The sequence below is a fragment of the Paenibacillus sp. FSL M8-0212 genome (genome assembly GCF_038004645.1).
GTDB lineage: Bacteria > Bacillota > Bacilli > Paenibacillales > Paenibacillaceae > Paenibacillus.
The window spans coordinates 3,747,897-3,772,619 of sequence record NZ_JBBORP010000001.1; the positions used below are offsets into that span (position 1 = coordinate 3,747,897).

27 protein-coding genes and 1 other annotated feature are annotated in these 24,723 nt (G+C 46.2%); of the genes, 16 read left to right on the plus strand and 11 right to left on the minus strand.

From position 1 onward, the window contains the following. The first annotated feature begins 224 nt into the window (after nt 1–224). From gnd to yunB, 3 genes are all read left to right on the plus strand, one after another. A complete protein-coding gene (gene gnd / locus MKX68_RS16560) occupies nt 225–1,118 on the plus strand; it encodes a phosphogluconate dehydrogenase (NAD(+)-dependent, decarboxylating) (RefSeq protein ID WP_017692367.1) in 894 nt (297 codons plus the stop codon). A gap of 86 nt (nt 1,119–1,204) precedes the next feature. Further along, nucleotides 1,205–1,849, plus strand: coding sequence for a fructose-6-phosphate aldolase (fsa, locus tag MKX68_RS16565; RefSeq protein ID WP_036605718.1), 645 nt, complete (start codon nt 1,205–1,207; stop codon nt 1,847–1,849). Between the two features lie 264 nt (nt 1,850–2,113). Further along, entirely contained in the window at nt 2,114–2,992 is an 879-nt protein-coding gene (gene yunB / locus MKX68_RS16570) for a sporulation protein YunB (protein WP_340913030.1), read from the plus strand. A gap of 88 nt (nt 2,993–3,080) precedes the next feature. Here the strand turns inward: yunB and MKX68_RS16575 are convergent, their stop codons facing one another. Continuing rightward, entirely contained in the window at nt 3,081–4,151 is a 1,071-nt protein-coding gene (locus tag MKX68_RS16575) for a M23 family metallopeptidase (RefSeq protein ID WP_340913032.1), read from the minus strand. 241 nt (nt 4,152–4,392) lie between these two features. Here MKX68_RS16575 and lipA point away from each other — a divergent pair, with 241 nt between their 5' ends. Continuing rightward, on the plus strand, nt 4,393–5,292 hold the full coding sequence (gene lipA / locus MKX68_RS16580; RefSeq protein ID WP_017692371.1) for a lipoyl synthase: 900 nt from the start codon (nt 4,393–4,395) through the stop codon (nt 5,290–5,292). A gap of 14 nt (nt 5,293–5,306) precedes the next feature. Next, the gene (locus MKX68_RS16585) at nt 5,307–5,726 is read left to right on the plus strand and encodes a YutD family protein (RefSeq protein WP_340913035.1); all 420 of its coding nucleotides are present in this window, start codon (nt 5,307–5,309) and stop codon (nt 5,724–5,726) included. Between the two features lie 28 nt (nt 5,727–5,754). On the opposite strand, the gene MKX68_RS16590 is transcribed toward MKX68_RS16585, so the two are convergent. Both MKX68_RS16590 and ylbJ read right to left on the minus strand, forming a co-directional pair. Then, the gene (locus tag MKX68_RS16590) at nt 5,755–6,558 is read right to left on the minus strand and encodes an NAD kinase (protein ID WP_036673293.1); all 804 of its coding nucleotides are present in this window, start codon (nt 6,556–6,558) and stop codon (nt 5,755–5,757) included. Between the two features lie 100 nt (nt 6,559–6,658). Further along, a complete protein-coding gene (gene ylbJ / locus MKX68_RS16595) occupies nt 6,659–7,915 on the minus strand; it encodes a sporulation integral membrane protein YlbJ (RefSeq protein ID WP_340913037.1) in 1,257 nt (418 codons plus the stop codon). Nucleotides 7,916–8,068: 153 nt separating this feature from the next. Here ylbJ and MKX68_RS16600 point away from each other — a divergent pair, with 153 nt between their 5' ends. The 3 genes from MKX68_RS16600 (at nt 8,069) to MKX68_RS16610 (ending at nt 9,631) form a co-directional block, all read left to right on the plus strand. Beyond that, a complete protein-coding gene (locus MKX68_RS16600) occupies nt 8,069–8,233 on the plus strand; it encodes a hypothetical protein (protein ID WP_155984997.1) in 165 nt (54 codons plus the stop codon). 245 nt (nt 8,234–8,478) lie between these two features. Then, on the plus strand, nt 8,479–8,856 hold the full coding sequence (locus MKX68_RS16605) for a globin domain-containing protein (RefSeq protein WP_036605723.1): 378 nt from the start codon (nt 8,479–8,481) through the stop codon (nt 8,854–8,856). 43 nt (nt 8,857–8,899) lie between these two features. Further along, complete coding sequence (locus MKX68_RS16610) at nt 8,900–9,631, plus strand: DUF2225 domain-containing protein (protein WP_338588502.1); 732 nt, start codon at nt 8,900–8,902, stop codon at nt 9,629–9,631. Nucleotides 9,632–9,643: 12 nt separating this feature from the next. On the opposite strand, the gene MKX68_RS16615 is transcribed toward MKX68_RS16610, so the two are convergent. Further along, nucleotides 9,644–9,877, minus strand: a complete 234-nt coding sequence (locus MKX68_RS16615) for a hypothetical protein (RefSeq protein ID WP_017692378.1) — start codon at nt 9,875–9,877, stop codon at nt 9,644–9,646. After that, the gene (locus tag MKX68_RS16620; protein WP_017692379.1) at nt 9,874–10,044 is read right to left on the minus strand and encodes a YycC family protein; all 171 of its coding nucleotides are present in this window, start codon (nt 10,042–10,044) and stop codon (nt 9,874–9,876) included. The genes MKX68_RS16615 and MKX68_RS16620 overlap by 4 nt, the downstream gene beginning before the upstream one ends. 118 nt (nt 10,045–10,162) lie before the next feature. Here MKX68_RS16620 and MKX68_RS16625 point away from each other — a divergent pair, with 118 nt between their 5' ends. Next, the gene (locus tag MKX68_RS16625) at nt 10,163–11,968 is read left to right on the plus strand and encodes a M3 family oligoendopeptidase (RefSeq protein ID WP_340913040.1); all 1,806 of its coding nucleotides are present in this window, start codon (nt 10,163–10,165) and stop codon (nt 11,966–11,968) included. A gap of 282 nt (nt 11,969–12,250) precedes the next feature. Beyond that, complete coding sequence (locus MKX68_RS16630) at nt 12,251–12,661, plus strand: hypothetical protein (protein WP_017692381.1); 411 nt, start codon at nt 12,251–12,253, stop codon at nt 12,659–12,661. A gap of 85 nt (nt 12,662–12,746) precedes the next feature. Here MKX68_RS16630 and MKX68_RS16635 read toward each other — a convergent pair whose 3' ends face one another. Together MKX68_RS16635 and MKX68_RS16640 are read right to left on the minus strand one after the other, a co-directional pair. Next, nucleotides 12,747–12,980: an alpha/beta-type small acid-soluble spore protein gene (locus MKX68_RS16635; RefSeq protein ID WP_047841310.1), complete on the minus strand. Its 234-nt coding sequence runs from the start codon at nt 12,978–12,980 to the stop codon at nt 12,747–12,749. Nucleotides 12,981–13,185: 205 nt separating this feature from the next. Then, entirely contained in the window at nt 13,186–14,160 is a 975-nt protein-coding gene (locus tag MKX68_RS16640; RefSeq protein WP_340913044.1) for an aldose 1-epimerase, read from the minus strand. A 245-nt stretch (nt 14,161–14,405) separates the two neighbouring features. Then, nucleotides 14,406–14,672: a binding site (T-box leader), on the plus strand. Nucleotides 14,673–14,748: 76 nt separating this feature from the next. Here MKX68_RS16640 and trpS point away from each other — a divergent pair. Next, entirely contained in the window at nt 14,749–15,741 is a 993-nt protein-coding gene (gene trpS / locus MKX68_RS16645; RefSeq protein WP_133387433.1) for a tryptophan--tRNA ligase, read from the plus strand. A 115-nt stretch (nt 15,742–15,856) separates the two neighbouring features. On the opposite strand, the gene MKX68_RS16650 is transcribed toward trpS, so the two are convergent. Next, on the minus strand, nt 15,857–16,057 hold the full coding sequence (locus tag MKX68_RS16650; RefSeq protein WP_017692385.1) for a hypothetical protein: 201 nt from the start codon (nt 16,055–16,057) through the stop codon (nt 15,857–15,859). A gap of 120 nt (nt 16,058–16,177) precedes the next feature. On the opposite strand from MKX68_RS16650, the gene MKX68_RS16655 reads away from it, so the two are divergent. Beyond that, the gene (locus MKX68_RS16655; RefSeq protein WP_017692386.1) at nt 16,178–16,396 is read left to right on the plus strand and encodes an alpha/beta-type small acid-soluble spore protein; all 219 of its coding nucleotides are present in this window, start codon (nt 16,178–16,180) and stop codon (nt 16,394–16,396) included. A gap of 115 nt (nt 16,397–16,511) precedes the next feature. Here the strand turns inward: MKX68_RS16655 and MKX68_RS16660 are convergent, their stop codons facing one another. Beyond that, on the minus strand, nt 16,512–17,492 hold the full coding sequence (locus MKX68_RS16660) for a metal-dependent hydrolase (protein WP_338588498.1): 981 nt from the start codon (nt 17,490–17,492) through the stop codon (nt 16,512–16,514). Between the two features lie 440 nt (nt 17,493–17,932). On the opposite strand from MKX68_RS16660, the gene MKX68_RS16665 reads away from it, so the two are divergent. Then, a complete protein-coding gene (locus MKX68_RS16665) occupies nt 17,933–18,544 on the plus strand; it encodes an SCO family protein (protein ID WP_340913048.1) in 612 nt (203 codons plus the stop codon). Between the two features lie 75 nt (nt 18,545–18,619). Here the strand turns inward: MKX68_RS16665 and MKX68_RS16670 are convergent, their stop codons facing one another. Together MKX68_RS16670 and MKX68_RS16675 are read right to left on the minus strand one after the other, a co-directional pair. Further along, complete coding sequence (locus MKX68_RS16670; protein WP_036605733.1) at nt 18,620–18,967, minus strand: toprim domain-containing protein; 348 nt, start codon at nt 18,965–18,967, stop codon at nt 18,620–18,622. Between the two features lie 489 nt (nt 18,968–19,456). Continuing rightward, the gene (locus tag MKX68_RS16675) at nt 19,457–20,632 is read right to left on the minus strand and encodes an MFS transporter (RefSeq protein ID WP_340913051.1); all 1,176 of its coding nucleotides are present in this window, start codon (nt 20,630–20,632) and stop codon (nt 19,457–19,459) included. Between the two features lie 190 nt (nt 20,633–20,822). Between MKX68_RS16675 and MKX68_RS16680 the strand changes: the two genes are divergently transcribed. The 3 genes from MKX68_RS16680 (at nt 20,823) to MKX68_RS16690 (ending at nt 24,611) form a co-directional block, all read left to right on the plus strand. Further along, on the plus strand, nt 20,823–21,305 hold the full coding sequence (locus tag MKX68_RS16680) for an ATPase (protein WP_174806458.1): 483 nt from the start codon (nt 20,823–20,825) through the stop codon (nt 21,303–21,305). Nucleotides 21,306–21,323: 18 nt separating this feature from the next. Continuing rightward, nucleotides 21,324–22,469, plus strand: a complete 1,146-nt coding sequence (locus tag MKX68_RS16685; protein ID WP_124117457.1) for a transglutaminase domain-containing protein — start codon at nt 21,324–21,326, stop codon at nt 22,467–22,469. Between the two features lie 105 nt (nt 22,470–22,574). Then, nucleotides 22,575–24,611, plus strand: coding sequence for a peptidoglycan D,D-transpeptidase FtsI family protein (locus tag MKX68_RS16690; RefSeq protein ID WP_340913054.1), 2,037 nt, complete (start codon nt 22,575–22,577; stop codon nt 24,609–24,611). Nucleotides 24,612–24,723 lie beyond the last annotated feature (112 nt).

The following is a 24,723-nucleotide window of genomic DNA, read 5'->3' on the forward strand; positions in this document are numbered from 1 at the left end:
TGAGAATGTAGTGTAGGGGACGAAATCGATTCTGTAGAAGCAAAGCGTTCGCCTTTATCCCCGGATTTTCTCCTATATAGGAGATTCAAAAAAAATCTGGGGATAACAGCGATCAAAAGAACGATTCGTTACCGGAACGGTTACTTCGCCAAACGTTAAGCACTTATTTTTAATATTGAGCGCACATGAAATTTAAACATTGTTCATAACAGGAGGATTTTGAAATGAAACTAGGACTTGTCGGATTAGGAAAAATGGGATTGAACCTGGGTAGAAACCTGATTGATCACAAACACGAAGTGGTTGCTTTTGACCTGAACGCTGAAGCAGTAAATGAAATGAAAGAATACGGCGCTGAAGGCGTATCTTCATACGCAGAGATGGTGGCTTCGCTCGAATCCCCACGTGTATTGTGGATCATGGTCCCTCACAACGTGGTAGATGCTGTGCTGGCTGAAGTGAGTCCATTGTTGTCCAAAGGCGACATCATTATTGAAGCGGGTAACTCCCACTACAAAGAATCCATCCGCCGTTACGAAGAGATGAAACCTAAAGGCATTCACTACATGGATGCAGGTACATCTGGCGGTATGGAAGGTGCACGTAATGGAGCATGTTATATGATCGGTGGAGACCCGGAAGCTTGGGCAATCGTTGAACCGGCATTCAAAGATACTTCCGTTGAGAACGGCTACCTGTATGCAGGTAAAGCGGGCAGCGGGCACTTCCTCAAAATGGTTCACAATGGTATCGAGTACGGTATGATGGCATCCATCGGTGAAGGTTTTGACGTATTGGAGAAAAGTGGATTTGATTTCGACTTCGAACAAGTAGCACGTGTATGGAACAACGGTTCCGTTATCCGCTCTTGGTTGATGGAACTGACAGAACGTGCTTTCTCCAAAGATGCAAACCTCGATGAAATTAAAGGCGTAATGCACTCTTCCGGTGAAGGACGCTGGACAGTAGAAACGGCATTTGACCTTCAAACCGCTACACCGGTTATCGCGTTGTCCTTGCTGATGCGTTATCGTTCCCTGGAAACAGATACATTCACAGGTAAAGTGGTAGCAGCATTGCGTAATGAATTTGGCGGTCACGCTGTAGAGAAAAATTAATTTTATATATAACTGTTAACATAGGATGAGAATCGGGTAATGACTTATATCGTGTTTACGAATTCATCAAGTGGAGGTAACATATCATGAAATTTTTCTTGGATACAGGGAATGTGGAAGAAATCAAACGGATCGAACGTCTGGGTCTGGTGGATGGAGTCACGACTAACCCGTCTTTGATTGCTAAAGAAGGCCGCGTATTTAAAGAAGTCATTCAGGAGATCTGTGGCGTGGTTAAAGGCCCGGTCAGTGCTGAAGTCATCGGTCTCAAAGCCGAGGATATGTTGAAGGAAGCTTATGAAATTGCAGAATGGGCACCGAATGTAGTCATTAAATTGCCGATGACCGAAGATGGGCTGTACGCTTGTCATGAGTTGACGCAAAAAGGCATCAAAACCAATGTCACGCTGATCTTCTCCGCAGCACAGGGCCTGATGGCGGCAAAAGCCGGTGCAACCTACATCAGTCCATTCGTTGGTCGCTTGGATGATATTGCGGTGGATGGTATGAAATTAATTCGTGATCTGCGTCTTATTCTGGACATGTATGATCTGCCTTCCGAGATTATCGCAGCAAGCATTCGTAATATCAAACATGTAGAAGATGCAGCCCTTTCCGGTGCGCACATTGCCACCATTCCGGGTTCACTTCTGCCGACACTTTGGAAACACCCACTGACGGACAGCGGGATTGAACGTTTCCTGAAAGACTGGGAATCAGTTCCGAAATAAAAGGAAAGACATTACCTGAATCTTTGGGTGGTCTGAACATAAAGCCTTTTGCTTTGCAGAGTAATCTGCGGGCGAAAGGCTTTTTTTATCTCTGTTTACGTAGTTTCCGATTTCCAGTTAGTTTAGCCATTAAGGAATACTTGTCCCTCTAATGTTGGTTGTACTTTCTGTTCAGTGTCCACGTACTGTCCTTCTTTTTCGGGACAACGGTGCATAAGGTTAACATATAGCCTATAGCTCATCCCGCAGGGGAGGGACACTTCGATGATGAGAAGAAAATGGCGAAGCCGGAGACGCCGTAAGCCGCCAAGCGGCAAGCGCAAAATGTGGTTGATTATTTTATTGGTCACGGCATTTTGTTTGATGCAGGGCTTTGCTTATGTAGATAAGAAAATGAAGCCCCCCATCATGCACTTGGCCAAGATCAGAGTGAAGCAGATTGCGACCGAAGCGATCAACAAGGCGATTACAGCACAGGTTGCAGATGGCAAAACCAACGAAGGACTGATTGACTGGAAGACGGATACCGCAGGGAAAGTGTCCGGTTTCATGCTGAACTACAATGAGCATATGCGAATCACAGCAAGTACGATGAATATTGTGCAATCCACGCTGCAGAATGTACACATGTTAAAAGAAAAAATCCCGCTGGGGCAGGCGCTGGGCAGTCCGGTGTTGGCTTCATTTGGCCCGAGTATACCGGTTCGTATTGAGCCCCAAGGCGCTGTCAAAGTGGATCTGAACACCCGTCAACAGAATGCGGGTATTAACATGATTTTGGTGGAAGTGTACATTCATATCATTGCTGAGGTCGCGGTCGTGGTGCCCTTCGATATGGAACCCGAAACGGTTGATACGGAAATCCCGATTTCCTACCTTTTGGTTGTCGGGGATGTGCCAATGTATTATTACGATAATCAGGGCAAGCCAGTGGGCAGTAACGGCAGTAATGCTCCAGCTATTGCGCTGCCATCAGGTCATACGGGTGTATCAAGCGGTACTGGAGTAACCACGAATCCCCCTAGCCAGAACCAGCAACAGACGCCGTCAGATCATTTGCAAGGGAATGAACTTGAAATTGAGCCGGATGATCTGCCTGATATGAATGGGGGGTTGCAACCTAATAAGGATACCCAGCCATGATACACACAAATTTGAATTGCAAAGCAAAGAAAGGGGCCTCTATTAAAGAGGTCCCTTTTTCGCTTTGCTGATCGTGCATATCCTCGTCTCATTTGCTTTTCTTGTTCTTTTGTTTGCGTTCATCCTGTTCCCAATGTTTCAGTAGTGGATAAGGATCGAAAGACCATTCGTGCAGTCCGCTATCCCGGTAGATCCCATAGTGCAGATGTGGAGGAAATTTGCCCTGCGTGCCCGGTTTACCGTAACCCGAACTGCCAACCCAACCCACAACCTGACCGGGGATCACAACTTCACCAATGCGTGCGCTCTTGTCAAAACCCGAGAGGTGGGCGTAATAGTGATAATGGTTGTTCAAATCCCGAATTCCGATGCGCCAGCCGCCAAACGGGTTCCAGCCTTTGATTTCCACGACCCCGTAACAGGTACTGCGCACAGGTAGGCCATGCGGAGCGAAGATATCCGTTCCCTCATGAATGCGATAACCGCCCCAGCTTCTTTTTGTCCCCCAGGTACTACGATAGGAGTAGTTGGTTCCGAGCGGGACCGGAAAGGCATGTCCGAATAGATCTAGATTGTCAAAATGCTCATATAACTTCGCGAATTGCTGTATCCGTTGCACGGCACGGGAGTTGTGATAATATTCCCACAAGGCAATGTTGAAGTCCTCTTGTTTGTTTCCATAACCTTGAATAACCGAAGCCATGCTGTACAGCACATCCTGATCATTGTTGGCATCCGCTATACCGTCTCCTGAACCATCACGTCCATATCCTTTGAAAAAAAGAATGGATTCCGGATGTTGATCCGTCTCATCGGGATTTAGCCATCCTCTCCAGGCCGGAGGGGTCATGAAGATACCCGTAAGCCGCTCCGGATGCTTGCGATCCTTCGGGTGTGCACGGGTAATCGTTCGTTCATACTGATCAATGGCAGCAAGCCTGTACCAGGGAATCTGGGTCATCTGACCGATGGTTTCATATAAATGGCGACGTGCAGCGAAAATTTCTGCGGGTTTTAACTCGGTAGCCTGTGTTTTGGGAGCGGCCTGGGCGGGTTCACTGTAAACTTCAACAGGCAAGAATGGGAGAAGCAGAGTACCTGCAAGTAATGTTTTGATCCAAAAGCGGTACGTGTGCCTGAAGGTCAAGCGTTGTTGCACTGGGAAGCAGCCCCTTTCCATTAGAATGATACAAGGTACCCGATGAACCAAGCTAAAGGTTAGCGTTCTTCAAAAGTTCTCATTTTATCCATGTAAGCTCTTGGGGTGAATCGAATTTTACAAATTGTCCAAATCGGGCAGGAATGCACAAGATGTGACAAATGGGGGTTTTTCCAGCGCTTTCATGGTATAATATGTTCCGAGCAACAGCCTAACTTCAGTTAGAAAGAAGGTTTATGCATTGGCTAAACGTGTTAAAGAACCGAAGCCGGATTGGATTCGGATCAAATTGACAACCGGCGATAACTATCAGGAAATGAAAACGATGATGCGTTCCAAAACGCTGCATACGGTATGTGAGGAAGCACGGTGTCCGAATATTTATGAATGCTGGGCCAATCGAACGGCCACTTTTATGATTTTGGGCGACATTTGCACAAGGGCATGCCGTTTTTGCGCGGTGAATACAGGCTTGCCAACGGAGCTTGATTTGCAGGAACCAGAACGTGTGGCGGAAGCAGCAGAGCAGATGAATCTGCAACACTGCGTAATTACAAGTGTAGCCCGTGACGATCTGAAAGACGGGGGAGCTACGATTTTTGCAGAGACGGTAAAGGCCGTACGGCGGCGGTTGCCATTGTGCAGCGTTGAAGTACTCATTCCAGACTTTCTGGGCGATCGGGAATCTTTGCAGATTGTAATGGATGCCAAACCGGACATTCTGAATCACAATATTGAAACGGTTGAGCGGTTGTCAGACAAAGTGCGTGCCAAGGCGAAATATAAACGTTCACTGGAATTGCTTGCTCGTGCCAAAGAAATGCAACCTAACATCCCTACGAAATCAAGCATTATGCTTGGTGTAGGTGAGGAATATAATGAAATTTTATCAACAATGGATGATCTTCGTGCGGTGAACTGTGATATTATGACGATTGGTCAATATTTGCAGCCATCGGAGAAACATCTGTATGTTGAAAAGTATTATCCGCCAGAGGAGTTCGCTGCATTGAAACAGGAAGGATTGAAACGTGGGTTCAGCCACGTCGAGTCCGGCCCGATGGTTCGCAGCTCCTACCATGCGCATGAACAGGTGAAATCTGCTACCAAACATGCTGAACAGGCGGCAACACACGCGTGATGGAGGATACCGGATTGGAAGAAGAAAAAAAAACAGAACAGATTCAGGACCAACTTCAGGAGCAGATCCAGGAGCCGGTTCAGGAATCGGTTGTTGAATCAGTTGAGGAAAAGCCCAAAGAACCGGTCATTGTACAGATCGGCGGCAAAAATTATGAAATCGTCCAGAACCACAAAGAGGGCTGGAATCCAGAGGTCTTCCGTGATCGTTACAGTGAAGTGCTGGAGCGTTATGATTATATTATCGGAGACTGGGGTTATAGCCAGTTGAGGTTAAAAGGTTTTTACCGTGATAACCATCCAAAAGCGACGAAGGATTCCACAATCGCCAGTATGGTGGATTATATCAATGAATATTGTAATTTTGGCTGTGCATACTTTGTGCTTCAGAAGAGCAAGGATCAGCCTCAAGCCAAAGCAAAAAGCGGTTCCTGAGAAGGACCGCTTTTTTGGTGTGTTTATTTTAGTCAAGAAATGCCGTGCGAACCCGGTTCCAGAATGGATAAGGGCGGAAACGTGCGAAACTGACCTTGTGACTGGATACCTGACAACGGACGGAGATCAGATCCTCCACCATTACGTTCACATGATCAATCGTCATCAATAACCGCTGATCCTTGCGGGAGAAAATATCACAATGATGATGCTTGGGCAAAATAACCGGTGAACCAAGTGTCCGATAGACCCGGTTATTAATCGATGCAATCTCCGCAATCTGAATCGCCTCGATGGTTGGATGAACCATGGCACCGCCAAGGGCTTTGTTGTATGCCGTGCTGCCTGATGGCGTGGATACACAGATGCCATCTCCACGGAACATTTCAAATGTCACATCGTTAATATCGACCTGCGCCACAACGGTACCGTCTACACCTTTTAACGTAAATTCATTAAGGGCGATGTAAGAGGAATTCCCCGACTTTTTGCGAATCTCAAGCTCCAATAGCGGATATTGTACAATGCGTGGTTTGAGACGCTCCGGATCTCCCTTACCACTCATCAGCCGAACTAATTCACGTAATTCTTCCTTCTTCCAATCGGCGTAAAAGCCGAGATGGCCTGTATGAACCCCAACAAAAGCAATATCCGGAATGCGGTCGATGAAATTGTGAAATGCCTGTAGCATCGTACCATCGCCCCCGATGGAGATAACAATCTCCGGCGATTCTGCATCCAGCTTGAACCCTTCTTCCTTCGCCAGCGCATGAAACTGCTGACTGAGATCAATCGATAACTGGTCTCCGCGGTCTTGAACATAGTATCTCAAGATGAAAGCTCCTTTGTGGTCATTATACTACCGATGATAATCAATTCCGCGGAAGAACACAACGTTTGGGCGCATATTCAGTTAAATATAGATGAATCGTTCACTTATTTTTGGCATGTCGTCTAGGCTTGAGAATGGAACTTAATATCGCAAGGAATAACAACAATACGATGAGGCTTACAAAAACAATCATTCCGGATAAGAAAATCAGTCCCCAGTCCGGTGTATACGCAGATAACGACGGGATGAAACCGGGCTCCATGAGAACGGGTGAAGAGGAACGCCCCATCATGGGTGTCCACAACATCAGAACCAGCATAGGTGCGATTAGCGCATGAATTGCTCTGGCAAATAGAAATGGACCGTATCTCATGGGTGTGTTGCTCAAAATACTCATAATCTGTGCATGGACGGATAATCCGCCCCAGGAGAGAACAAAGGCTGCTGCTGCGACTTTATAGACGAGTGGGATGGACGCACCGGCACTTCCGGCCTCTTTGTTCCCCAGCGTTACTTCAAATAACCCCCCGACCAAGCTAGGAGATAAGGATGGAGGAAGCCCGCTATGTCGAAGCAATTGCTCGGTTATCCCGTATAATCCACCAAGCCAACCGGTCTGTACAAGCAACTCCATCATGACCGAGAAGAATACAACCAGCCCTCCTACGATAATAATAAGGCGAAGGGATGAGGAGACTGCCTGGCGCAGCAGTTCACCGAATGCCCGTCCGTCAGCCTTTCTTGCCTCATGCATTGCATAGATGGCCCGGACCAGTCTGTTTCTATGTATTTCCCTCGGTGGAGATACAGAAGAGCTGTCTGGCTGTGAGCCTTTTGCTGTACCCCCGTGAAAACGCATGAGCATACCCACCAGAAAAGCTGCAGCGTAATGGCTCGCAACCAATACTGGGGCGATGGCGACATTATGGAAGAAGCCAACCGATACCGCTCCAATCATGAAGATCGGATCGGATGATGTCGTGAAGGCAACGAGCCGTTCTCCTTCTTCCCGGGTAACCAGCTTTTGTTCCCATAACTGAGCGGTCAGTTTCGCCCCTGTTGGATAACCGGATGCACAGCTCACGGCAAATACAAAACCACCGCTTCCGGGAACACGAAACAATGGACGCATCAGTGGATTCAGCAAGGTACCTAGAAAATGAACAATGCCAAAGCCGAGCAGCAGCTCGGACAGCACCAAAAAAGGAAAAAGGGAGGGAAACAATACGTCCCACCAGATGGACAGTCCGCGTACACCTGCATGCCAGGTTTCCGCTGGATACAAGACCATTAACACACAAAGGATCAGGAGAGCGAGTGTGACCAGGACATGGGTGAGTCGTTGTGAAGCAGCCATGAATTCTTCTCCTTTATTTTTGGAATGGTCGGTGTGCGGAAGTCTGTGATGCCTATTGCCATCAATATATGAAAAAAAGTGGACAAACAGTACAAAATTATACGTAGAAAGCGCTTGCAAAAGTGGCTGTGTTTTTGAGTGATGTATGCTAAAATGAGAAAAACGCCTGAACGTCACCTAATTGTCTCCAAGGTGGAATTCAATTCGGATGGAGTGATGATCATGAGTCTTGTCACCGGAATCCTGGTCTGTGCTTTTGTATATGTGATACGTGCCTCGCTGGTACGCTCTGAGGAAGAGGACTGGCGGAGTTATTAATGGAATATCTAGTGCGCCAACCTATGCGGTTGGCGCTTTTTTTTTATTATTTTTTGAAGAAGGTCCTATATACAGATGACCTGGTTACATGTCCTGATGATTTCATGTTATATAGGACTTTTTGGTTTTTTTTGATAGAATGGAGATAAAGGCTTTTGGGGCCTTGATATTGTTACTGTTTTCACAATGTTCACGGAACGTGTAATATATGGCAAAATTCGACATCAGAAAGGGGAATCAGACGCATGAATCCCAGTTTGAGTATTTATGACAATCTTGGCGGTGAGAAAGGTGTTCGCGCACTGGTCGAGGCTTTCTATCCAATCGTTCAGCAGAATGAGCAACTGGCTCCGCTTTTCCCGGAAGATATTCAGCCGGTCATCGACAAGCAGTATATGTTTTTGTCTCAATTTTTTGGAGGACCAGGGCTGTTTTCCGAGGCATTTGGACATCCGATGATGCGTGCCCGTCATATGCATTTTGAAGTGACGGTTGAACGGGCCGAGGCTTGGCTTGCATGTATGGATCAAGCCTTAACACAGATTGGTGTGGAGGAGCCCTTGCATTCATTTATCCTGCAGCGTTTATCCGGGCCAGCACATCATTTTGTGAATACACCGTAGTTCCGAATATGATTAAAAGCGTACGGGAGAGGGATGGAAGAGATTGGAATTAGAGCCGCTATATAAGGTGAAGGTGACCTGTCATTATTGCGAAACCGAGTATGAAACCTCACGGGTAAGACCGAGTTTGAAAAGGCCCTACCGGACGGATTCGGATTTTTGTGCGTACTACAAGCTGGAGAATCCAGATTTTTATGTGGTTCGCATCTGTCCGCAGTGCGGGTTTGCCTCGACGGAAAACGCAACGGAGCATTTGAATGATGCTCAGCGCAAGGCTTTTAAGGAACAGGTCGGTAATCGCTGGGTAAAACGTGATTATAGCGGAGCACGAACACTGGAACAGGCGCTGGCTACGTACAAGCTTGCCTTGCTGTGCGCACAGGTTATCCAGGAGAAAGATCGTGTCGTCGCGGGTCTGTTGCATCATATAGCTTGGTTGTATCGTTATATGGAGGACCATGCACAGGAACATCGTTTTCTTGAATTTAGCCTTGAAGCCTATGTGAAGGTGTTCGAACGTGAAGGAACGGGTGGCAATGAAGCCAAACTGTTGTATTTGCTCGGGGAATTGAACCGCAGGGTAGGACGGTTTAATGAAGCAGTGCAATGGTTCAGCAAGGTCATTCATGACAAGCGGATCACAGATGCGGCCATGATTCGTGCTTCAAGGGAACAGTGGGCTGTGCTGCGTGAGCAGATGATTTCAAGTAAGTTGGAACTCCCTGAAGAGATGCTGGAAACAGACAAAGAGGCTGCGAAGCGCAGCCCCCTCTAGGTTGATCTTTCATTAGTTACGGACAGGACGGCTGGATAACAAATAGTCACTGTCGTTGTCGATCACGGTCATGCTTGTATTACAGCAGGGAAAGACCAGTAATTTCTTTTTGCCTTCGCGAATGAGCACAAGCTCTTTGGGTTTGAGGGGGAGCAGCACGTTGCTTGCATGACAGTAGGGACATTGCTGTACATAGATGTCTCCCATCACAATATCGTAAGGCCAGCTGTTCTCAAATGGAATCATTCTTGTTCGCCTTCTGGTGCGGAAGGTTTGGAGGCTTCTTGTTTGGCGAGTTCCGCAATCTTCTGCATCAGGATATGTTGGGGCATGTGCATCAGGTGCTCTAAAGGTACGCCAAGGGATTCTGCTAATTTGACGGCTGTATCAGCCGATACTTGTAAAGGTTTCATACGTTTACCTCCTGAAGGTTGCTATAAGTATTTCTCTAGTATAGAGATATGGCACGCATAAAACCAGTTTTTAATTCAATCCTAACCATCCAATTTATAGAGAGAGGTGCCTTATTAAATGAAAACGCCATTACACCCCGTATGGGATCTGGAGTCCATTTTTAGTGGAGGTTCTTCCTCCGAGACATTCGCTGCGTATTTGATTGAACTGGAAGAGGATGTACGTAAACTGCAACATCTGTTGAACGAAACACCTGCACCGACTTCATTACAAGAGACGGCTGCATTTGATCCGATTTTGGAACTGCTGCAAAGCTGTTATATGCGCGTATCGGAAGGTTCTGCGTTTGTAGGTTGTCTCTCATCGCAAAACCAGAAGGACAAAAAGGCAACGCAGCTTCAGGGCGCCATCAGTTCTATTGCTGCAATGCTGAACGGCAGCAAATCAAAGTTTGATAATACACTTAGTCAGACATCGGATTCGGTGTGGGATGCATGGATCGCTCGGGAAGATATTAAGCCGATGGCATTTGTATTAAACGAGAGTCGTACGCTGGCTCGTGAGAAGCTGTCGCCTGAACTGGAAGGACTTGCTCTGGATCTGGGTGTGGATGGTTACCATGGTTGGGGCAAATTCTACAACACGATTGTCAGCAAGGTGAACATTCCATTTGAGCAAGATGGGGAAACGGTGATGCTCTCCGCAGGACAGGCTGCCAACAAGCTGAGCGATAGTGATCGGAATGTACGCGAGACGGTATTTGCAAACTGGGAACAGGCTTGGACCGATGTCGAAGATTTCTGCGCTGACACGCTGAACCACCTCGCAGGATTCCGTCTGAAGTTATATGAGAAACGTGGCTGGGATGATATCCTCAAAGAACCGCTGACCATCAACCGGATGTCACGTCAGACACTGGATACGATGTGGGATGTGATTAACGGTGCCAAACCTGCGCTTGTTCAATATCTGGAGCGCAAGGCAGAACTGCTGGGAGTAGACAAGCTCAGCTGGAGCGACGTAGATGCACCTGTAGGTAAATCGAGTGGCAAAATCACTTACGATGAGGCAGCCATCAATATTGTTGAACAGTTTGCCAAGTTCAGTCCTAAGCTTTCTTCGTTTGCAGAGATGGCTTTTGAGAAACGCTGGATCGAAGCAGAAGACCGTCCTGGCAAGCGTCCAGGCGGATTCTGTACGTCTTTGCCACTTAGCAAAGCAACCCGAATTTTCATGACCTTCTCCGGGACACCATCTAATGTGTCGACTCTTGCGCATGAACTTGGTCATGGATATCATCAACACATTATGGAAGAGTTGCCTGCATTGAATCAACGTTATGCGATGAATGTGGCTGAGACAGCATCCACGTTTGCTGAACTGATTGTAGCAGATGCCCTTGTGCAGGCAGCAACAGATGAGCAAGAGAAGCTGGCTTTGCTGGAAGACAAGATACAGCGAAGTGTGGCTTTCTTTATGAACATCCATGCCCGGTTCCTGTTTGAGAATCGCTTCTATGAACAACGCAAAAAAGGGCTGGTCAACGCGGATGAATTATCCAGATTAATGGTGGAGGCGCAGCAGGAAGCATTCTGTGGCGTACTTGCATCAGATCATCCTCATTTCTGGGCATCCAAACTGCATTTCTATCTGACAGGTGTGCCATTCTATAACTTCCCTTATACGTTTGGGTACATGTTCAGTGCGGGAATCTATGCGAGAGCACAGCAAGAAGGGACAGCATTTGCAGATAAATACGATGATTTGTTGCGGGATACAGGGCGTATGACGGTCGAAGAACTTGCTCAGAAACATCTGGGTACGGACCTGACACAACCGGAATTCTGGCAAAATGCTGCGGACTTGGTTATTGCCGATATTGAGCAGTTTCTGCAGATGACAGCAACCGAAAAAAAAGGTTGAATATAATAGGTTGATAATATGAAAGAGGCTGCAATCCCCTGTTAACAGACACGGGATTGCAGCCTCTTTTTGTACAGAATCCTCATTTTTGATTCTCGAAGATTTTGTCGTAATTAAGTGAAAAAGCTCAGTTTAAGGGAGTGGAATGGCAATTAATTGTGCAAATAATAGTAAGAAATACCCAACTTTGCCTTTGTTTGTTGAATGAGCACATATGATGTCATATAATGAGTCGTAAGTCCTTAATGTATAGGACTATAAGCATATAAGGAGAGTGTTAATATGAAAATTGATGAGCTTTCATTAGCGAGACAGTTGGATCTGGTATTCAAAGAACTTGATAATGAGTTATCAGGGTTAGATTCAGGGGTAGTTTTTGTGCAAATACGAAACAACGTAATTGGGAAATTCGGTATTCGACATAATCCGATAGCTGGACGAGATGGGCAGATGGATGTGGAGGAAGGGGGGCTAAACGAAACCCAGAGAACTTCTTTCCGTGCGATGGCACTGGAGACTTTGAAATTTAAGCGCAATTGGACACATGGCGAAATATCGTACGACTTCACAGTAAGACAAGGTATGATTTTGGTAGATGCAACGATGGAGTCTAATTACAATATGGCAAGCTTGATGATTCGTTACCCTAGAACCAATACATACAAGGATTCAGATATGGAGTCGACCTCATAATTAGTTAAACAAGAGAAAGCGGCACTTCCGAAGAAGGCCGCTTTTGCTTTTGGATTCTGCTTAGGCTCAAGCAATAATTACGAGCTTACGAACGACCCGATAATTGCTGCTCAGCGATTTGTACCAGACGTTTAGTGATGTATCCACCCAGAGAACCTGTCTCACGGGAAGTATAGTTACCGTAGTAACCATCTTGTGGAATAGTTACACCCAGCTCTTGAGCAGCTTCAATTTTCAATTGTTGCAATGCTGCTGTTGCTTGGGGAACAACCAGGTTGTTGGAGCGGCTACCGCTACCTTGGTTTTGACTTCCGTACATATGTGTCACCTCCTTATGGGTTGGTGATGTTAGTATGGTTAGAGAATACGGAAATATACATGATATGGCGTAAGGGAAAATATGGATAACTATCAGTGCACAGGACACATAAAAAAGCCGACCCAATGCGGGTCGGTAAGTTGTATTTGGATATCAAAATAAAGGTTGATATGCGTAAAAGCAAAATAGAGCATGATCAGCTCGCTTAATCTGTAGGAGGTATAACCTCAATACGTGTGAATAACTCAACAGGCTGTTCCGGTTCCAAGCGAATCAACCCGGTTTGTTCATCCGATAAAGCCAAATTAGGTGCATCCGGGAGCCAAGTGTACGGTTCAATGCACAAGAACTGATCGGATTCACCTTTGGTAAAGAGAACCCAATGTTTGAAAAATGCTTCATCTGCTGAATATTTCAATGTATATCCATCTTGCCTGCGTAAGGAAGCCGTAGCCGGTTCACCTTCGGTAGCTTTTAATAGGGTATCCCAGTTACGTCCCTGCAAATTGATGCCTTCGTTCAGAGCAGACCATTCACCCAGGGACTCCAGTTCACCTGTCGGTAGTTGTTCTTCATTCTGTCCGTATATTCCGGAAACAGGCAATTGCAGTGTCCAGTCGGCAGGTTTGCCGTCTAACAAAAACCATGTATGATATCCCATCCCAAAAGGAGCAGGCGTTGAGCTCAGATTGGTGACTCGCAGACGCTGGCTAAATACAGCGTTTTGCAGACTGAACGTCATCTCGAGTTTCAGGGGAATCGGGAATTGAGCCATCCAATGCTCTTCATTTTCGGTTAGTAATTCGGTCGTTATTGCACAACCGTCTTCATCTTCCTCAATGTCACTGACACACCAGGATTGGGTACGATGGAGGCCGTGAATATGGTTGTCATTCGCCGTGTTCTGATCGAACTGGTAACCGACACCTTCATATTCGAATTGTCCCCGATGAATGCGTCCTGGTGGAATCAGGAGAGGAACGCCAAAATGGTACGGCTTCTGCAGATAAAAGGCAAGATCGTCTTCATCCGGACGGCGGACGACATCTCTGTCCTGCACTAAATCGCGAATAGAAATAATATTATTCCCAAGACGCGGCAGCAGGGTGATTTCCAATTCACGGCTATGTAGGATATACGTGTCGTAACCATTCCATTGGCCTTTGGTCACTTGTTTCATATCGATGCTCCTTTTCCCACTTGAAATCTGTCTGCAAGCAGTTGTGATGAAGCTACTGCTGCAGGCGTGTCATTGTGTACATGCCAGCTATTTCCTGCGCTGCTTCGTGTGAACGAGTCATCAGGATAAGCAATTCCATCATAACAGATTTCAGTGTCTCGGGTAAAAAAGTTCAACTCATTTTGACATTCGCGCCTGTGCGCATTAAGATGGAACTCTGAAAGCATTTATTAGAATTGAATGACAAGAAATCGATGACAGGGATAAGTAGGCCAAGAGAATCCTCTTCAGAAAGCCGGTGGTTGATGTGAACCGGTGTGAGCTCTTTACCGAATGGACCCTTGAGTGTAGGTTTGAACAGGTTAAGCCAGAGATGGGCTTGCCCCACTAGAGTCTGCCGTATAATCCACGTTACGGAACAATGAAGGCATTTCTTCGGCTTGACTTGATTCAGGGTCAGAGCAGTCGAAGAAAAGCGAATAAGGGTGGCACCACGGTCTCACGTCCCTTGCGGATGTGGGGCCTTTTTGCGTTCGCAGAGAATGGCAGGAGTTTTTTTTATATACAATCAGGGAGGCGTTATGTGCAATGAAAACAGTACTTTCAGGTATTCAGCCAAGCGGTAAGCTCACATTGGGCAACTATATTGGTGCTATCAAAAATTTTGTAAAACTCCAGCATGACTATCAATGTCATTTCATGGTGGTTGATCTTCATGCCATCACCGTGGCTCAGGAGCCAGCAGCATTGCGTGAACAGTCGGAAGCGGTAGCTGCACTGTTTATTGCAGCAGGTATTGATCCGTCGAAATCTAACGTATTTCTGCAATCCCATGTACCGCAGCACGCTGAATTGGGCTGGTTGATGACAACGCTGACCTCCATGGGTGAGCTTGAACGCATGACTCAGTTTAAGGATAAATCATCTGGTAAAGATTCCGTTGGTGCCGGACTGTTCGTGTATCCATCATTAATGGCGGCTGATATTTTGTTATACAATGCTGACCTTGTGCCAGTAGGCGAGGATCAGAAGCAGCATCTGGAACTGACACGTGATCTGGCAGGACGCTTTAACCACCGTTATGGGGAGTACTTCACCATTCCAGATCCGTATATTCCACAGGTGGGTGCACGGGTAATGTCACTTGATGATGCCTCTTCGAAAATGAGTAAAAGTAACCCTAACGCTGGCAGCTATATTGCCCTGCTGGATCCGCCGGATGTGATTCGCAAAAAAATCAGCCGTGCCACTACAGATTCGGGACGTGAAGTCGTATATGATCCGGCAAACAAACCGGAAGTCAGCAATCTGATGAGTATCTATGCTGAATGTGCAGGTATGACGCTTAAGGAAGTAGCTGAGCGTTATGAAGGCAAGATGTACGGTCCATTCAAAAAGGAATTGGCTGAAGTGGTTGTATCTGTGATTGAACCGCTACAACAACGATATAATGAGATTCGTGAATCTGGCGAATTGGCGGATATTCTGGATACGTCAGCCCGTCGTGCAGAAGAAGTTGCTGCTCAAACGTTGGATGCAGTGAAAGAACGTATGGGATTTGTTCCGAGACGTAAACAGTAGTCCTGAACAAAGATCTTCATTTCATGCAATGAATAGTTAACATAAATAAAGAGGAGTCCTATTGAAGGACTCCTCTTTATTTATGCGTTCATTATTGAACTATCAAATGACCTGCTCAAGAAGTGGGCTCTGAAGCAGCCGAGCGAACTTCCTGACGTTCTTTTTTGGCGCGAATCACAAATCCCCAGCCAATGTTGGCAATGGACAGGACAAACAGTAGTGCAGCAAACCAACCGGAGTAGGAGATCATAATTGCTGAAACCGTTAACAAGATAATCGAAGAGAATGCGAACCATAAGGATAAGCCTTTACTCATTGGGAAAAACCTCCATCTACAAATTTAGTAAAACTCCGTATAACCTGTAGCCTACGAGCCATAATAATCTTGCAAGCTTGCAATTACATTACAGACACAGATTGAAGGGAGATTATAAATATGGCTCAAGGATCTCGTTCTAACAACTTGGTGGTACCTCAGGCAAATTCAGCACTGCAACAATTGAAAATCGAGGCTGCACAGGAACTGGGTGTAACTATCCCACAAGACGGTTACTATGGTAACTACACTTCCCGTGAAACAGGATCTTTGGGTGGATATATCACCAAACGTCTGGTACAAATCGCTGAGCAGTCTCTGGCTGGGTCTGGCAAATAATTTATTTTAACCAACAGCAACAAAACAGGATAAACAGAAGCCCGGAGCGGAAACGCTCCGGGCTTTCTCGCGTATCAGTTCCTATGTCTGATTGTGCCTTGCCAGGCTCACTTCGTCAAGGGCGTGCAGATAAAAGTTTTTTATCCATTTTCTCATCGCTTAACCAGCCTACATACGTATCAATCGTTTCAAAATTCCGATCCATCACAATTACAGCGACAAATGGATATTGTTTCCGGTGTCGATAACGTACATCTGCCCAGCGGACCTTGTAACCGGCAGGCAGTTCTTCAACCTCTGCCACCGCATAGGAGGTGAAATAGAGGAAGGCGCTGACTTCCGGTGATTTGCGTGAAGCAGCAACGGCCGCATGAGTAGAAGACGAGGCGTGCAGACTCCATACCAGATTAGAACCATCCATTTTACCGATCACATAACTGCCGTCCTCAACTCGTTTAACCACATGCCAGCGGTTCCAGGATATCGTTGGAATGACGATGTATTTTGCCTGCTCTGGGCTGTTATCGAGACGTCTAACTTTTCTGACCGCTTGTGCACGAGCAATCGTTCGCCATATATAATATAAACCGGTCAAACTATACAACGTAACGAAGAGTGGTGCAGGGGCGATCAGATCAAAGGCCCATAACAGGATAGCTATGACATGTGTAGTGAATAGAAACGGATCAAAAATATGAATGATATTCCAGGCAATCCAGCGTTCCGTAAAAGGCCGGGCGGCTTGGGTTCCATAGGTGTTGAACAGATCGGTGAATACGTGAACGCCTACGGCCACGGCGGTCCAGGTGGCAACGTGTCCAATAGGGACACCAGGGAATATCAGTGCAATGACGCCGGTGATGAGCAAAACCCATAACAGGAGAAATGGCAGAGAGTGTGACAAGCCCCGATGATTCCGAATGTAAAGCGAATTGCTTTTGAGACGTAACGCAGTATCAATGTCAGGGGCCTGGGAACCGGCGATCGTGCCAACCATTACCGCAGCTGCAAGCATGGGACTCGCTGCAACGACAGGATCGACATAAGCCAGACCGGCTAGACCAATCCCCATGACAAAATGTGTAGAGGTATCCATAAACGTCTCCTTTGTGTGGTGTATCGTTCTAAGGCATATTACTTCTCTATCTAGGTGATACCCATATATAGTGTATAATATCCTTCTGTCAGGATGCAAAACATCCCTAATTTCAAAGTTATGACAATTTCCTGTGACATACCCAATAAATGTACGCAGTTTGTCAAACTATTTTGGCAGTTCCTATGATAAACTTTATATCGGATACAGTGAGAAAAATCGCCAGAGAACGTACGATACTATTCGAATGATATACAACGCTAAAATAATTTATGGGCATTGTTCCTTTTAACCGTTACAATAATATAGAAAGAATCTCATAAAAAGTAGGTTTCTTTGAATACATATGTCACAGTAGATGGATGGAGCGAAACAAACGTGATTTTAGGTTCACATATGTATGCGTATTCATAAGAGAAGATACAGAAGGGACGAGGAAGATGCTGAAAAAGTACAAATGGACATGGATGCTGCTTGGGCTCGCACTCATTATGGCTGTGTATCTGATGTGGGGCACCGTATTTGCCAGTAAGGAAAAATTACCCGAGATTCGTGAGATCCAACCCTTTTCCATGGAAAATGTAGATGGCAGTACGGTATCACTGGAGGATACGCAAGGGAAAGTCCGTTTGTTCTACTTTTATTTCACCAGTTGTCCGGATGTCTGCCCGATTACGACGTTTACGTTATCCCAGGTGCAGGATCTGTTGAAAGAGGACGACACCTTTGGTAAAGATGTCTCATTTGTATCCATTTCATTCGACCCGAAAGTCGATACAAGAGAGAAGATTAAGACGTTTGCGGACCGCTTCCATGCGGATTATTCTGGATGGTACTTCTTGCGAGGGGATATGGACAAAACCAAACAGTTTGCCAAGGAATCATTCCAGATCCTGATCGATGGGGAGAGTAAGGATGATTTTGCCCATATGAATATGATTGGTCTGGTGGATGAGAACAACCAGCTGCGCAAGGTATATAATGCATTTAATACAGAGGACGTTGTGCCTGCTGTCATTGCCGAGGATATTCGCAATCTGATTAAGGAATAATCATCTGATCATCATACTGTAAAGGCTGCCTTCTGGTTGGATATCAATCCAAAGGCAGCCTTTTGGTATTTCATTTTAATAGGAAGGATGTTCAGGGTATTGGATGTATGTCTCTAACCCGGCCTTTTCCAGCTGGGCAATGATATACTCATCAGGTGTTCCTTCCACACCCGCATATCCTCGTCGTGTATACATCTGTACTGCATCCGGGAAAGCATCCCGAAGGACACCTCTAATTTTTTTGCCGGAACTGTCATTATCCATAAATAAAAAGACTTCATCATAACCGACTTGCTTGCGCAGAGTCTCCAGCTTGAGGGAATTTAGTGTCCCAAACGTACATAGAATGTTGATTTCGGGTCCAACCAGACGTTTCAGTTTGCTTCGGTCATTCTTACCTTCCACAATGACATGAATAGGCATGATATTCACCTCTTGTTCGAGAGCTTATGTCGACATTCCCCGGGAAATGTTGCAGCGAAAATCGACTGATTATATAAAATGGACTCCTTTCTTTACACGACTGCTAACTGGATAGAACAACCCATCAAGTTTAAGGTCTTATTTCATAAGTGCATCATTAGGGAAGTAATAGCTTGCAGTGGCCGTTCCGGTTACGGATCGTTCTTCCGATCGCTGTTGTCTCCATATATTTCTGATTTACTTTTATAAAGTCAATATTTGGAGACAAAGGCGAACGCTATCGCTTCTTCAGAATCGATTCCGTCCCCTTCACTACTTTTGGCTCAGCGTTCAACCTTAATGATGCTCTTCAATAAGATAAAACCTTCGGTGATTGTGAAAGATAGATCTCCCAGTTAGCTTTTATCAACGTGTAAAACATCAGTCCATTTTATATAGTTTAGCTGTAAATGGGGGAATGATGCAAAGCTAATGAAAATACTGGCCAGCCTAATTCAATATACTTTTCGGATCGGAAAAGGTAGCTTCGCGTCTGGATGTATAGTATGGAAGCAGTAGCATACCAATCATTAACAAAAGAAATGCGATGAAATAGGGTGATAACATGAGACGAAGTTGTCCGGCTGTGATGGGGCCGATGAAAGAGCCGATGGAGGTGGCAATGGATTGCAGCGAGAATATGCGGCCTAATCTGCTTCCTCCGCTCAGACGGATAAATAGGGTAGCCATAGCTGGAAAGATGATGCCTTTGGACATCCCAAGTACAAATAATACGGTGGACAACGGAACTTGCGGAATGGCTGCCATCACAAAAAAACACAAGGACATTAATAGCACGCCCACAACCAGACGCAGCTTGGGGGAATACCGGTTGAGAAATAACATGCTGAGTGTGAAGAGTGCCCCAATACTGATTACGGAAAATAAAAGGCCGGTAGACAAGATGGACGATTGTCCTCCGCCCCGCAGGGGTAATTCGAAGAAGAGAATCCCTTGGGCACAGGCAATCACCAGAGGCAAGGCAAAGTATCGCCAGGACACCGGCAGGAATGCACTTGTGGCATCTGCTGGTGAAACGTCAAGTTTGGCAGGTACTGTTACTTTCTCATGCTGTTTGACGATACCACGAGGCATGGTCATGAAAGCAATGACACCTGTGAGAATAAGCAGATAGCCCAATCCTGAGAATGTAGCAGAGAATCCCATGGAACCCACAATGATTGCACCGGCTGCTGGCGATACCACAGATGCGAGGGTATGTACTACCCCGTGACCCGACATATACTTCCCCTGTTTCACCGGATCGCTGGATAACTGTGCAAGCAGGGCGAGACATGCAGGAGACAGAAAGGCCAGTACAAAACCGCTGATGGAACGCAGCGCCAGCAGTTGCCATGGTGTCTGGACATAGGCTTGCAGGAGCAGGATGAATCCTGCACCGAGTAGACTAAATACAATGTAGCGGCGACTGCCATGTTTATCGATTTGTGTTCCAGCAATCAGATTGCCAGGAAGATGTGTTAAGGAATAGATGCCCATCATCCAGCCAATGAAAGTAGGGGCGGCTCCCAGCGAGATGGCAAAAGGGGTCAGAATGGGATACTGGGCGTGCAAATCAAATACGGCAAGGAACAAAAACAGGTATAGCCAGATGGCCGTTTTCACATAAGCCCCTCCTTGTTAAGCGATGCATGTTCCAATTACAGGTCTTGAACGTGTTCCCCGTTCGCCCGGCAGAACCTCATGGTACTACTTGTACGCCCGGCGGGACGAACTTAGACCGTTTATTTTTAAGGGAGAGGGCTTAGCTGACAGCAGCTTCGGAAATCATGTATAATATTCGGGAGTGTTACGAATGAATTCTAATACGGAAGGTGTAGTCATGAACATAGAAGTAATCAAAGAGTTTGTGATGCAGAACTGGCTGGTGATCGTGGTTGCATTGATCATATTGTTCTTTGTTCTGAATGTGGTCAAAACCGTATTGAAATGGGCGATTGCCATCATCATTATTGCGGCTCTACTGATATACAGCGGCATCTCCATTGATCAGATCAAACAGACAGTGACAGACGTACAATCCAGTACGATGGACACATTGAAGAAGGAAGCAACCAGCATGATGCTGAAGGAGGCTTCCAAAGCAAAATACGTCAAAGGACAGGATGGAGCGTTCACCATCACAAGTCCCAATGTGGAGATTAAGGGCAGAACTCAATCGGATAAAGTTGATGTTACTTTCCGCGGAATTTCACTTGGCGAATGGAAACTCGACAATGAAACCATACGTACGTTTGTCGAACAGGCACAGGAGAACAAAACAGCACCAGCATCGTAGTAAAGGGGGAATCGGTACGTGCTGCAGAATTGGCTGGACAGCCTAAAGGAATTGAATGGCATCACGATTATGCTGCTGCTGATTGTGGCTGCTTCATTATTGCAGGGTTGGTCCAGAGGGGCTTCGCGTTCAGCAGGCAGACTCTTCGGGTTCCTGATGGATGGCATTATGGCGGTCATTGGTATTCTGTTGTCGATCGGTTTAACGTTGTGGCTTGCACCATATGTACAGCAGTGGCTGTCTGAGTATGCTTCAGCCATGCCTAACCGTGAGTTGAACCGGTGGGAACAGATGTATTATACGTTGGTTACGGCGATTGCAGATTTTCCGCTGATGCGGTTCGCTGTATTATTTGTATTAAGCTATGGACTCATCCGATTGATTCTCGGGTTTCTCTCTTCATTTATTTTCAGCAGCAGGCAGGGGTCAGCCGAGGAAAGTGCGCCTAAAGGTATGTTCAGTCGGTTAACCGGTGCATTCATTGGCACGATCATAGGCTCCGTCCGCGGAATGATTGTCATTGCGGTCTTGTTCATGATTGTCAGTCTTTACCCTGGGAGCATGTTCAGCCGATATGTGGAAGCATCTCCGATCTATATGCAAGGGGCCAAATCGGTTATCGAACCGTTGTCTGGAACGTTTATCAAGGACAAGCTACCCGTATTTACGCAGGCTGTGCAGAAGGAACTGGGCGGCATCCTGCAACGCAAATATGAAGTCATCGACCATAATATTCCGACGGATATTGAATCTGCAGCGAGTGAGATTGTCAAAGGCCAATCGACAGATGAAGCCAAAGCAAGAGCACTATACGACTGGGTAGGTTCACGTATTCAGTATGACTATGGTAAAGTGGATGACTATGAGCAAAAGGGCATATGGCATGAACAGAATCCACAGAATACATTTGATACACGCAAAGGCGTATGTATTGATTATGCCCGTCTCTACGCCGTGATGGCCCGTTCACAAGGACTTGAAGTCAAAGTTGTTACGGGACTGGGTTATAACGGCCAGGGAGGGTACGGTCCACATGCGTGGAATGAGGTGTATTTGAGTGATTCCGAGAGCTGGGTTCCGCTTGACCCGACATGGGCGATCAGTGGAGACTGGTTTAATCCTCCGAATTTTGCCGACACCCATCTAAAGGATCAGTCAGCTTAACATTACAACGGACATGGGTCCGGAATATGACGACGTTGCCAAGTTATCATGCCGCGAAGCATCTGTTTGAGCGGTATGCATCAAGTCATGAAAGAGGTAGGATGGATGAAAAAGCATTCCAATGAGAAGGATGAACTTACAGACAAACGGCGCTTCAGTTACCGAATGAACGTATTTTTCTTCGCTTCCTTTGTTATTTTTAGCGTTATTATTGTACGCTTGGCCTTTTTGCAATTTGTGGAAGGGCCTGAACTCAGTCAGGAAGAAGCAAGTAACATTACCAAGGATGTACCACTTCCTCCTGTGCGAGGCACGATCTATGATTCCACAGGTGAAGTGAAGCTGGCTTATTCCAAGCCCATTCAGTCTCTCTACCTGACGCTGTATAAAAACTATGGGGATGTTGATGGGAAACCGAGTCCTAACATAGGGGAAGTACAGGATATTGCAACCCGGTTGCATGATGTATTTGAACAGTACAAGCTGAAGGATTCAGAGTCACTTACAGTGGAGAAAATTATTGAAGAGATGGACTTGAACTCCCGCAAAGCGAACGGTTTTATGCCGCGTCTGATCAAGAGTGATCTGTCCGAGGAAGAAGTCGCTTATTTCCTGCAACATAAGGACGAGTTCAAAGGTATTCAGATCGTCGAAGAGAGTGTACGTTTCTACGATCCGGATACGGTAGCGGTTCAGACAATCGGTTATCTGAAGAAGTTTAGAAGTTCGAAGTCCTTGGACAAATACAAAGAGGTGGACGAGGCCAATAAAACGCAAACGGACCCGGGCCTGGTGTATACGGAAAATGAATTTGTAGGCTTTGATGGACTGGAACTGCAATATCAGGATGCTCTTCGCGGCAAAAGCGGATATACATCCGTTGATGTTGATTTGCGTAATTTGCCTGAAGGTGTAGCAGGTTCTACCCCGCCGCAGAAAGGTTACGACCTGATTTCCAGCATTAACAAGAACGTCCAGGTGAAAACAGAACAGGCCATTCTGGATCAGTTGAGTTGGCTTCATCGGAATCAGGTTTCCGGTCGATTGCATCCCAATGCCAAGACCGGATTTGCGGTTGCGATGGAAGTGGATACGGGGAAAATCGTATCTGCTGCCAGTATGCCAGATTATGATACCAACATCTGGAGAACAGGCAGTATCACCAATGATCAGTATGATGATATCAAATATGTGTATCAAAATGGTACGATTCGTTCATTCCCTCCGGATGACTCTAAAAAGCGAGCTGAATCGATCGTGCTACTCGGTTCCACCATCAAACCGCTCAGTGTCTTGATCGGTTTGAAAGAAGGTTTCTTCACTACCAATACGGTTTATTCGGATAGAGGTTCAACGACCTTTGGTGGGGACAATCGCAGAGTGCAGAACTCATCAGGGCATGTGTATGGTGCAATGTATCCTCGTGATGCGATTCGTCATTCCTCGAACGTATTCATGATTGATGAGATTGGGAAGAAGATGTACTCAAAATACGGTGCGACCGGAATTGACAAATGGGATGAATACATGAAGCAGTTCGGCCTTGGGGTATCTACAGGGGTTGATCTGCCGAATGAATTCCTGGGCATACGGGATTACATGAACGACACGGAAAGCTCGCTGACTCGTCTCGTGTATGGTTCCTTTGGACAGCAGGGAAAATACACAACCATGCAGTTAGCACAGTACACGACAATGCTGGCGAATAAAGGAAAGCGGATGGAGCCACAATTGGTTAGAGAATTCCGGGATTCGGAAGGCAACGTGGTTGAGAAAATAAAACCGAAGGTACTCAGCACGGTGGAGTTTAACGATGCCTACTGGAATGAAGTACAACGAGGCATGGCAACCGAGGTATCTGCATTTAGCGGATTCCCTTATGACTTTGCCAGAAAAACAGGAACATCGACACAGGTAGTAGGCGGTAAACTGGTGGATAACGGTGTATTTATCGCCTATGCACCACGTAATAATCCAAAGCTTGCTGTCGCTGTGGTTATCCCCGAAGGGGGCTTTGGATCGAGCAGTGCGGCTCCGGTTGCACGTGCGATCTTCGATGCCTATGACGAGGAATTCGGTCTCGACGGTGTACCGAAAAAGGACAAAAATAAAGATTCAGATTCGGAATCAGGCACACAGTGATGTGAGACATTGGTTACAGAGGGGACCCTTCGTGGGTCCTCTTTTTTTGTTTTACGTGGAGAATGGATCATAAGAGTGAACTAATTAGTTGCATTAATATGTAACCATATAA

Coding starts and splice junctions, on each gene's coding strand:
- gnd (WP_017692367.1), top strand. CDS start 225: ATGAAACTAGGACTTGTCGGATTAGGAAAAATGGGATTGAACCTGGGT.
- fsa (WP_036605718.1), top strand. CDS start 1,205: ATGAAATTTTTCTTGGATACAGGGAATGTGGAAGAAATCAAACGGATC.
- yunB (WP_340913030.1), top strand. CDS start 2,114: ATGATGAGAAGAAAATGGCGAAGCCGGAGACGCCGTAAGCCGCCAAGC.
- ylbJ (WP_340913037.1), bottom strand. CDS start 7,915: ATGGCTGCTTCACAACGACTCACCCATGTCCTGGTCACACTCGCTCTC.
- MKX68_RS16600 (WP_155984997.1), top strand. CDS start 8,069: ATGAGAAAAACGCCTGAACGTCACCTAATTGTCTCCAAGGTGGAATTC.
- MKX68_RS16605 (WP_036605723.1), top strand. CDS start 8,479: ATGAATCCCAGTTTGAGTATTTATGACAATCTTGGCGGTGAGAAAGGT.
- MKX68_RS16615 (WP_017692378.1), bottom strand. CDS start 9,877: ATGATTCCATTTGAGAACAGCTGGCCTTACGATATTGTGATGGGAGAC.
- MKX68_RS16620 (WP_017692379.1), bottom strand. CDS start 10,044: ATGAAACCTTTACAAGTATCGGCTGATACAGCCGTCAAATTAGCAGAA.
- MKX68_RS16625 (WP_340913040.1), top strand. CDS start 10,163: ATGAAAACGCCATTACACCCCGTATGGGATCTGGAGTCCATTTTTAGT.
- MKX68_RS16630 (WP_017692381.1), top strand. CDS start 12,251: ATGAAAATTGATGAGCTTTCATTAGCGAGACAGTTGGATCTGGTATTC.
- MKX68_RS16635 (WP_047841310.1), bottom strand. CDS start 12,980: ATGTACGGAAGTCAAAACCAAGGTAGCGGTAGCCGCTCCAACAACCTG.
- MKX68_RS16640 (WP_340913044.1), bottom strand. CDS start 14,160: ATGAAACAAGTGACCAAAGGCCAATGGAATGGTTACGACACGTATATC.
- trpS (WP_133387433.1), top strand. CDS start 14,749: ATGAAAACAGTACTTTCAGGTATTCAGCCAAGCGGTAAGCTCACATTG.
- MKX68_RS16650 (WP_017692385.1), bottom strand. CDS start 16,057: ATGAGTAAAGGCTTATCCTTATGGTTCGCATTCTCTTCGATTATCTTG.
- MKX68_RS16655 (WP_017692386.1), top strand. CDS start 16,178: ATGGCTCAAGGATCTCGTTCTAACAACTTGGTGGTACCTCAGGCAAAT.
- MKX68_RS16660 (WP_338588498.1), bottom strand. CDS start 17,492: ATGGATACCTCTACACATTTTGTCATGGGGATTGGTCTAGCCGGTCTG.
- MKX68_RS16665 (WP_340913048.1), top strand. CDS start 17,933: ATGCTGAAAAAGTACAAATGGACATGGATGCTGCTTGGGCTCGCACTC.
- MKX68_RS16670 (WP_036605733.1), bottom strand. CDS start 18,967: ATGCCTATTCATGTCATTGTGGAAGGTAAGAATGACCGAAGCAAACTG.
- MKX68_RS16680 (WP_174806458.1), top strand. CDS start 20,823: ATGAATTCTAATACGGAAGGTGTAGTCATGAACATAGAAGTAATCAAA.
- MKX68_RS16690 (WP_340913054.1), top strand. CDS start 22,575: ATGAAAAAGCATTCCAATGAGAAGGATGAACTTACAGACAAACGGCGC.